General features: G+C 43.0%; 10 protein-coding genes. 2 read left to right on the forward strand and 8 right to left on the reverse strand.

Annotation, left to right across the window (positions count from 1 at the left end):
• The first annotated feature begins 270 nt into the window (after positions 1–270).
• Together NJ959_RS20235 and NJ959_RS20240 are read left to right on the forward strand one after the other, a co-directional pair.
• Complete coding sequence (locus NJ959_RS20235; RefSeq protein WP_254013549.1) at positions 271–636, forward strand: ferredoxin-thioredoxin reductase catalytic domain-containing protein; 366 nt, start codon at positions 271–273, stop codon at positions 634–636.
• A 325-nt stretch (positions 637–961) separates the two neighbouring features.
• Positions 962–1,387, forward strand: coding sequence for a DUF309 domain-containing protein (locus NJ959_RS20240; protein WP_254013550.1), 426 nt, complete (start codon positions 962–964; stop codon positions 1,385–1,387).
• A 108-nt stretch (positions 1,388–1,495) separates the two neighbouring features.
• On the opposite strand, the gene NJ959_RS20245 is transcribed toward NJ959_RS20240, so the two are convergent.
• The 8 genes from NJ959_RS20245 to NJ959_RS20280 all read right to left on the reverse strand — a co-directional run bounded on the left by NJ959_RS20245 (position 1,496) and on the right by NJ959_RS20280 (position 8,890).
• Entirely contained in the window at positions 1,496–1,939 is a 444-nt protein-coding gene (locus tag NJ959_RS20245; RefSeq protein ID WP_254013551.1) for a CAAD domain-containing protein, read from the reverse strand.
• A gap of 266 nt (positions 1,940–2,205) precedes the next feature.
• Entirely contained in the window at positions 2,206–3,078 is an 873-nt protein-coding gene (locus tag NJ959_RS20250) for a 6-carboxytetrahydropterin synthase (RefSeq protein WP_254013552.1), read from the reverse strand.
• A 265-nt stretch (positions 3,079–3,343) separates the two neighbouring features.
• On the reverse strand, positions 3,344–4,051 hold the full coding sequence (locus tag NJ959_RS20255; RefSeq protein WP_254013553.1) for a J domain-containing protein: 708 nt from the start codon (positions 4,049–4,051) through the stop codon (positions 3,344–3,346).
• Positions 4,052–4,251: 200 nt separating this feature from the next.
• The gene (cysK, locus tag NJ959_RS20260) at positions 4,252–5,220 is read right to left on the reverse strand and encodes a cysteine synthase A (protein WP_254013554.1); all 969 of its coding nucleotides are present in this window, start codon (positions 5,218–5,220) and stop codon (positions 4,252–4,254) included.
• A gap of 71 nt (positions 5,221–5,291) precedes the next feature.
• On the reverse strand, positions 5,292–5,729 hold the full coding sequence (locus tag NJ959_RS20265) for an Rrf2 family transcriptional regulator (RefSeq protein ID WP_254013558.1): 438 nt from the start codon (positions 5,727–5,729) through the stop codon (positions 5,292–5,294).
• Positions 5,730–5,917: 188 nt separating this feature from the next.
• On the reverse strand, positions 5,918–6,232 hold the full coding sequence (locus NJ959_RS20270) for a CopG family ribbon-helix-helix protein (RefSeq protein ID WP_254013555.1): 315 nt from the start codon (positions 6,230–6,232) through the stop codon (positions 5,918–5,920).
• A gap of 131 nt (positions 6,233–6,363) precedes the next feature.
• Complete coding sequence (locus NJ959_RS20275) at positions 6,364–8,202, reverse strand: iron uptake porin (RefSeq protein WP_254013556.1); 1,839 nt, start codon at positions 8,200–8,202, stop codon at positions 6,364–6,366.
• Positions 8,203–8,611: 409 nt separating this feature from the next.
• Positions 8,612–8,890, reverse strand: a complete 279-nt coding sequence (locus tag NJ959_RS20280) for a 4a-hydroxytetrahydrobiopterin dehydratase (protein ID WP_254013557.1) — start codon at positions 8,888–8,890, stop codon at positions 8,612–8,614.
• Positions 8,891–9,457 lie beyond the last annotated feature (567 nt).

The raw sequence follows: 9,457 nt of genomic DNA on the forward strand, positions 1-9,457 counted from the left end.
TTGCTACACAGGCTAAACCGCCCTTCGGCGGTTCAACTTATTTGTTAATCACTAAATCCTTAACTTGCTAACCCGCGAAGGCGGGTTTTGTCTGTGTAGCGACAGATTTCAATCTGTCGTAAAATTTGAGAATGAAACAGCCCTCGAGGAGATAGGGGGATGAGGGGATTTGGGATGAGGAGATGGGGAGATGGGGAGATGGGGAGATAAGACAGTCGCTGAACTTAAGGTAAAATGCAGAGAATTCGTTAAACTGCCCACCCAATCGCAATGAGTACACCACCAATCTCTAAACTCTCCAGTGAGAAAAGCCTGAAGTCGATGAAAAATTTTGCGGAGAAATACGCAAAAAACACTAAAACCTACTTTTGTGTGGACCCTTCAGTAACCGCTGTGGTGATTGAAGGATTAGCCAAACACAAAGATGACTTAGGCGCACCCCTATGCCCCTGTCGCCACTATGAAGACAAAGAAGCAGAGGTGAAAGCCGCCTATTGGAATTGTCCTTGCATCCCCATGCAGGAACGTAAAGAGTGTCACTGTATGTTGTTTTTGACATCAGATAATGATTTTGCTGGTGACAAGCAAGATATTCCGATAGAAGAAATCCACACGGTAAGAGCTACTATGGCTTGAGATGTTATTTGTTATTTGTTATTTGTTATTTGTCTTTTGTCTACAAGCTAATGGTATTTTTGTAGAGAATAGGTAAGAGGAATAGCATCTGGCTAATGGCTAAAATACTTTGCCCATCCTGAGTTTTGAGTTAAATAAATAGGACTTAAGCAAAATATCTATATGTAGGGTGTATTAGGCTTTCCTAACGTACCATTCCAACTATATGTGGCGTAGCTGCGTCAGTCCTCAAACAATTTTTAACTCAAAACTTTCTTAACAAATAACAAATAACAAATAACAAATAACCAATCACAAACAACAAATAACAAACAACAAACAACTAATGATCAATGAATTTTGGAAAGGAGTTAATCAATTTAATCAAGAGGAATTTTATGCCTGTCACGATACTTTTGAGGCATTGTGGATGGAATCGGTAGAGCCGCAAAAGAAATTTTACCAAGGTATTTTGCAAATTGCGGTTGCTTGCTATCACTTAGGTAATCTCAATTGGCGCGGTACAGTGATTCTACTTGGTGAAGGAATCGGACGACTGAGAGATTATCAGCCTATCCATGAGTCTATTGATGTGACTGAATTAATTACTCAGAGTACGGATTTATTGAAAATGCTACAAGAGGTAGGAGCAGAGCAAGTTGCTGATGTTGTGCAACAGTTAACAACTACTTCAATTGACTCTATTAGTGAGGTGGGTAGTGGAAGAATTAGAAGATTACCAAAGATTACGCGAGTTAACCCAGATTTATGATAAATATTTTACACCGGATTTGGTATCAGGTACAGAGAAACCGGGTTTCTTGAAGAAACCCGGTTTCTGGGATGTACTTTGTTAATCTGAAGACTTACCGGATGTTTTTTATGACTCTTTGCCCAATAATTGGTCCTTGAGAGAATTGAATTCCTCACCTAACTCTTTACGGCTTTCAGCTTTCCAGAGGTAACGAGCAATAAACCAGATAGTGTAGCCAACCCCCACTAGTTCAAAAATAGGTGCTAAAAGGGGAATGTCATTGATTGCATCTAGTATTGCCAGGGTGAGATATACCGAGATACCTCCGCCGACTACTAACCCAATCAGGATCAGTACTGATTGGTACTCGTAATAAAATCCGCTTATTATACCAGGCAGTTTTGATAGGGAATCCAAAACAGGTTGGAGCAATTCCTGCAAAGGCTGATCCGAGGTGGGCTTAGATGAAGAAAATGGAGCGATTGCTCCAGGCTGTTCGACGTTTACGTCTACCTTATGCTCTTGGACACTGCTCTCGGTATATACAGATTCTTGTGGATTCGGTTCCATATTTCCTCTATTGTTACTTCAAATAGGACATTTTATCGCTTGAATGAGGCAGCTAGATAAGATTACAGGATTATTGAACTTTTGCCCATACATTAGCGAGAAACAATCATCCCGAAGCGCTCTTACTGCGATCGCACTGAACGATCCTTAACATTATTCAACATCAAGGCACTTCTAGGAAGTCGCAAACAAAAATTATCCTGGAGACAGACTTGGGGTACGAGTGAAACCCATACCCCTAAAGGCATTAGGCAGAACATAAGTTCTTAGACAGATACAAGGATCTGTTCGTTCATCTGTGCTGTTGCTGCGGATGAGGGGGCTTGAGTGCAGTATACCTCACAAGAGTTATTTGGACTTTCAATTAATTTAACTTTATGGAGGTTAGCACCTAACTCTTGGATAGGTAGCTGAAGTAAATCGCGGATATAGATGGCGATATTTTCAGCGGTGGGAACAATCTCAGCAAAGTAGGGAATGTCTTTGTTAAGAAATGTATGGTCGAAAGGTTCCACAACATAGTTGTCGATAACTTTCTGCAATGCCCCTAAATCGACAATCATACCAGTGCGGGGGTCAATTTCTCCCTTGACTGTCACTTCTAGATGATAATTGTGCCCGTGACCGTTGGGACGAGCGCATTTACCGTACATCTCGCAGTTGTCTTCGTAACTTAGATGGGGATGAGCTAGCCGATGAGCGGCGCTAAAGTGAGTAGATACAGTTAGATGTGCTTCCATGCTGTTTCCTTGATAGTCTGTCCAGAGTTCGGGATGTTCAAATAACTGAATGTTTACAAGTGGTAAGTGGGGAGCCAAGCGTGCCCAGATTACTCTGGCAATGTTTTCAGTGGTGGGTAGGGTTTGTTGAAATTCTGACCAGGTGTCATTAAGATAAGCGTAGTCTAGTTGACTAGTGACTTCCTGCTGAAGCACCTTTTTGACTTCTGACAGGTTTTGTACCATGCCATATTTATCTACCTCTCCGATCAAGGAGACAAATAGGACATAGTTATGTCCATGCCCGGGAAACCGGGAACATAGACCAAATTTCTCAGTGTTGTCGATTTCACTTAGTTCCGGTAACCAATAGCGGTGACTGGCTGAGAACTGTGCCCTGCGGGTGACGATACATTCCATTGTGTGAGATTTTGAGCAATTGTGAAGTTAAGTTTACTTAACTTTTTATAGGATAAACGATTTTGGTTGTTGGTTGTTGGTTATTGGTTATTGGTTATTGGTTATTGGTTGTTGGTTGTTGGTTGTTGGTTATTGGTTGTTGGTTATTGGTTGTTGATTGTTGGTTGTTGGTTATTAGTTATTGGTTGTTGGTTATTGGTTATTGGTGGGGCTGAATGCTAATTCTTGACTAAACAACAAACAACAAACAACAAATAACTAACAGCTAACAGCTAATATCTTTAAGAGCATGTTGTGCGTCATAACGCAGTTTTTTGGCGATTCTGAATAATTCTTGACCTACATGGAGATAGTAGTCATCGTAGTTGAGGGTGAATCTGTGTAACTCTTCTATGCCATCTCCTAACTGATTTATGCAGTGGTATAGGCTAGCAGCAACACCTGCAACATGTGGGGGATTGGGTTGAGAACGAAAGGCGGTTTGAGCTAGATTAAGGTGGTGACGGCAGTCTTCTATATATTTCTGAAATTCTTCCATAAGGTCATCATCAAAAGGATCGGCAGCAAGTCGATCTATTTGGGTGTTTAGTTCTTTTAATATAGGATTAATAAATTGATTTACAGGTTGATAAACCTCCTGTAACCATTGTCTAATTTGGGTATCTGCATTTTGGCTTGTGCCTCGATAACGCTGATATTTTCTTTGAACTTCATCATGGCGTTGTTGGCTTTGGGTGGATGAAGGTTGAGGATTTACCTCTCGCAGTTTTTGGTCGTAAGAACGGCGGCGCTGAGGGTCACCTATTATTTCGTATGCGGCATTTATCTGGATGATTTTTTCAGTGTTAATGCTGTTACTATTGCTATCGGGATGAAATAGTTTGGCTAGACGGCGATAGGCTTGTTTTATTTCTGCTGATGTGGCTTTGGGGTTGACATCTAGGGTGTCGTAATGGTTGGATTTCGATAGCATTGGCTTGATGGGATTTTAGACTTGATATTTTTTATTGCTGCTAATTGCTAATTGCTAATGGTAAATTCAATAAAAATAACTGTTAACTAACAGCTAATACCTAATGGCTAATTGCTCATAGTAAATAAAAAGAAATAACTATTAGCTATTAGCTATTAGCCATTAGCAACAAATGGGTTTATAACTAGCAACTTAGGTGACTATATCCCATTTAATAAGCTGGGTACTTGTAATACTGGATCTTGAAATAAAGGAGTACTGAGATAGCGTTCTCCAAAACTAGGCTGAATCATTACAATTAGCCGTCCCTTATTTTCAGGACGTTTACCAACCTGAATCGCAGCACACAAAGCCGCACCACTGGAAATACCAGATAGCAGCCCCTCTTCACGAGCCAGACGACGACCATAAGCGATCGCATCTTCATCGGTAACGGCGATCGCTTCATCAATTAGCTCAACTTTCAGCACTTCGGGAATGAAACCAGCCCCTAAACCTTGAATTTTGTGGGGTCCCGGCTTTCCTCCTGATAGTACTGGACTATTGGCGGGTTCCACTGCGATCGCCCTAAAACTGGGTTTCCTTTGTTTAATGACCTCAGCAACACCAGTAATCGTACCACCAGTACCCACTCCTGCCACTAAAATATCGACCTCTCCTTCCGTATCTGCCCAGATTTCCTCGGCTGTGGTTAGTCGATGTATTTCGGCGTTAGCTGGGTTGTCAAACTGCTGAAGCATGTAAGCATCCGGCAGCAGATCAACTAGTTGCTGCGCTCGTCTAATGCAGCCAGTCATTCCCTCACTACCAGGAGTTAATTCCAGTTGTGCCCCATAAGCTTGCAACATCGCCCGACGTTCTAAACTCATAGTATCTGGCATTGTCAAAATTAATTGATACCCCTTAGCGGCTGCCACCATTGCCAGTGCAATACCAGTATTTCCTGATGTAGGTTCCACCAATACAGTTCTACCTGGAGTAATCAGCCCCTGCTGTTCTGCGGTATTAATCATATTAATCCCAATCCGGTCTTTCACAGAAGCCGATGGGTTCATACTCTCCAATTTGGCAACAATTCGAGCCACACAGCCTTCTGCTTGGGGAATTCGGTTTAATTGCACTAGAGGTGTCCGACCGATAAGTTGTGTAATATTTTGAGCAATTCGCATAAGTTTGTTCTTTGTTGTTTGTTTTAAAGCTGGTCTTAAATAACCAACAACCAACAACCAACAACCAATAACTAAATATAATACATAATGTTCAATTGTCGTTTATGATTGCGCTTATCATATAAATCTTGGAGCGTGTATTCTCGCAATATATCATTAGATCTATTGTAGATTTCCTGCCAAATATCCTGAACAACAGCACTTTCTACTGTTTTGCTTGCTGGATCAATATTAGATACTTTTGATGGCGTTCCGTCTAGACAACTGACAATATCGAAAAGCGTAATTTTCCAGGGTTCCTGTGATAGAATATACCCTCCTTTGGCTCCCCTTTGGCTCCGGACTAATCCGCCGCGTCTCAATGTTGCCAGGAGTTGTTCTAAATAGCGATCTGGTATATTTTGATGTGCAGCAATTTGTCGAATTTGCAGTGGTTCTCCACTATTGTATTCACCCACTAGTTCCAAGAGGGCAAGTAAAGCGTATTCCGTTTTACAGGAAAGTTCCACAGTTTCTAGTTGATTGGTGTCATGGACAGTCTTTCCTAGTATACTCCGGCTTTCCACTAACCTGAGTTAGGAGTAGCCCTTTCAGGGCGGCTACGCCAACGGTGTTATGAGTAGCCCTTTCAGGGCGGCTACGCCAACGGTGTTATGAGTTAAAATTTAAGTTTAATCTGAGATCGCACCATAGCCACTTAATTTTCATCGATCAACTTAGCAAAAACAGATTGAACTTCCTCCTCACTGGCAAAGTCTCCCTCCTCAGCTTCGGCAATACCTTGCTTAATCTCTTCAATCAACCACTGATACATCTCCAGATATATTCCAATTGCTTCATTAATCAAATAACTGCGATCGCGATCCATCACAGTAGCGATCGCATCGAGTGCTGCTCTCTTTTCAGTCTCAAGTCGAAACGTGATATTTTCTTTGCTCATTTTTCTTCCTCCGTGGATACCCCCGCCATAAAGGAACTGCATTCTGCTATAATGCCATGCAATTTCTTCCATTGCTACTCCAAACAACCTCTAAACTGAGATCTTCCACGCCTTTCCATAACTGTCACAAACAAAGAGTCTGCCTTCCTAAAAGAAGGGCAGACTCTTTAATTTTCAGACTCAAGTCTCAGGCAAATTAGACTCTAGAACTTAAATGTAGTTCTGAGAGTACCAATGAAAGCATCATCTTGGTTAGTAGCTTGATCCCCATTCGGATTAATCAACCAGATCACACCCGGAGTAATCGAGATATTATCTGTTAGCTGATACTTGTAGAAAGCTTCAACGTGGAAAGGCACATCCTTAACTCGTTGGTTAACACCCGGAGAGTCAACACTACCAGCATAAGGTTGTGCGCCAGCGAAGATACCTAAGATGTTACCTTCCTTACCCAAGTCACTAAAGGCTAATCCAGCTCCGTAAGTCCAGATTTCTGCATCTCCCTTACCAATCAAGATTGCATCAGTGTAAGTACCGAAGCCACTAATCGAGATATTTTTACTCAAGCGGAAAGCAGCTTCTACACCGTAGGAGTTAGTCACCACAGGCACACCACCAACGCCAGCTATAGAACCAGGATTATTGGCATAAGTAGTACCTACGACACCTTTACCTGCTCCACCACCTAAGTCAAATATGTCAGTCCCAGTGTTATTGTAAGCGTGGACGTAGGTTACACCGATACCAATCCGGTCAGCCAGATTGAAGTTTAACTGAGCTAGGGCTGAATAGTCACCATTAAACAGACCATTCTTATTGGCAGGATTAGCAGCATCAGGTCCAGCTAAGTAACCGATAGTCAGAGTACTTGGTCCGAGAACACTCTTGAGAGGACCAACGCCAAGGCTAACGGCTGCACCCGCACCACCACCGATGCGATAGATGGGGTTCTCAGATGCGAAGGTAGAAAGGGCACCATTACCACCATCGTAGTCTTCAAAGTAAGGATTCAGGGTAGGAGCGTAGTCGCTATGAATACCTCCGGTAGCCGCAACGTAAACTTTTGAACTCTTGAACGGGAAGTAGTAGGCTAACCAGTCTACGACGACATTGTTGCTACCTGTGTCACCGATGTTAAAGGTTTGAGTCCCTTCATAACCAACACCATTAAATTTAGTGGCATTTCCTGCTGCTAGACGGGTTACCAACCGATCCTGTCCGGTAAAGCTGGTATTGAGAGTTAAACGCACCCGATCTTGGAATACGGTATTGTTCTCAACATTGTCCAAACCAAACTCGTCAGTTAGGGCAAAAATCACTTCACCATCTAACTTGGTGGTTGTGGAGAACTGATGGTCTTCTAAGAAAGATACCCGACCTTCTAAGTTATCGACTCGTCCGGTTAAAGTTTGTAATTCAGCTTGGAATTCCTGAACTAACCGCCGCAGGGATGCGATACTACCATCATCAACAGGACCTGAGCCTGTGTCGATGATCCGCTCGATCTGATTTAAGCAAGCATTCAAACCTGCGGCAAATTCATAGCGACTCAGGGCGCGGTTCCCTCGGTATGTGCCATCTGGATAACCTGCAATACAGCCATAGCGCTCAACTAGATTCCGCAGCGCTTCATAAGCCCAGTCTCCAGGAGACACATCCCGCAGTTGACCGATATTGGTAACCTGTCCTTGGGAGTTACTGGTACCTTCGTTGCTGTAGCGGTTGATTTGATCTAAAATTTGGTCGTCATTTCCAGCAGATGGCGCTGCTTGAGCAATGTCAATCGGGACTTTTACCGCATCTGCTGCAAATAATGGCGCTGCTTGGCTTTCTGGAGCCGTTGGCGCTACTGCACTTTTTACAGACTCCTCTTTGGGAGCTTGTGCCTCAGCAGTTAGAGGCTGGACTACTGTCTCGGCTTTGTTTTCGGCAAGAGGCAGGTCAGCATTTGTCGCTGCACGGACTCCTAAAGCAGAAACCGCCAGTGTTGCGATCAACACAGCCGGACTAATAATTAGAGACTTCCACATTAATTTAGACATCTTCTTTTGTCCTCACACCTTATACAGACAGAAAGATTTTTAATTGCCTTTCTCGAACCATGGTACATCGTCTGTGTAAATCTGGCAGATACCATGGAGAGTTTTTTTAGCTTTTTTCCTTTTTACTCCATCAACAGTCAAGTCTAGACACTCCGACTGAGGATAGCTGGATAAAGTTCCAAGTACAGAAGCTGCAAATCGTCAGTTTACTATTATACTAGCGAATTTCCGAGCGTTGCTCTCCCCAATTTGTCAATATTTCAAGAAACTTTATTTTTTTTTATGGGGAGTGGGGAGTGGGACTTCGACTAGCGCTCAGACTTCGGCGAGCGCTCAGACTTCGGCGAGCCGTCGAGGCGGAGTGGGGAGTGGTTTGAGTTAAAACTTTCCTCCCCCTTCCTCTTACCTGCTATAACTGAGAAATAATTCTGGCTATATCAAAATCGTTGGCAGTCAATCCACCTGCATCGTGCGTAGTCAGAGTAATTGTGACCTTATTATAAGAAATGGCTATATCTGGATGATGACCAGCGGATTCTGCTGGCTCAACTAGTTGATTAACAAACGCGATCGCATCTACAAAGTCTTTGAATTTGCGAGTTGTCCGCAATTCCTTCCCCTCAAGCGTCCAGCCTTCTAGCTGACTTACACCTACTTTAATCTCTTCCTGTGTCAGTAACCCAGCCATGTTTCTATTTCTCCTGAATTTCTGGACTTCTGCCAAAAAACTATCCGCTCTTACAGATAGCGATTGAAATTAATCCATCACAATGTAAGAGCGGTGTAGCGGGTCTTCTGATTGAAACCAGACTGCCGGAAGGAACTCTTCAGCCAGCCTAGCACGCTCAACTTGTGAGATTCTCCGAAGAGAAGCAAGCTGACTGCTAGAGAACAGCCCCGGCGCACAGCCGGCTAACTTCAATCAGATGACCCATGATTTTAAAACTATCTATCACAGGCACCACCTCCATTTATTTGCGATAAGGTCTTTCTTGCCGTTATTAGGTATTCATCACAGTGGAACACCTCTTCTGAAGATAGCACAGAAAATTGGAAAAGAGGTTAGAGGGAAGAGAGAGTTTTGAGTTTTAAGTTTTAAGTTTTGAGTTTTGAATTTTAACTCCCTACTCCCTACTCCCTACTCCCTACTCCCTACTCCCTACTCCCCATTTTTAGAGAGCGTTACCGCGAGGTAAAACTTCCTCTGGGAATACAAATTTTTCGTGAGGCTGATCCGCTGGAGCCATCCAAGCTC

Source organism: Limnofasciculus baicalensis BBK-W-15, from assembly GCF_024178385.1.
GTDB lineage: Bacteria > Cyanobacteriota > Cyanobacteriia > Cyanobacteriales > Coleofasciculaceae > Limnofasciculus > Limnofasciculus baicalensis.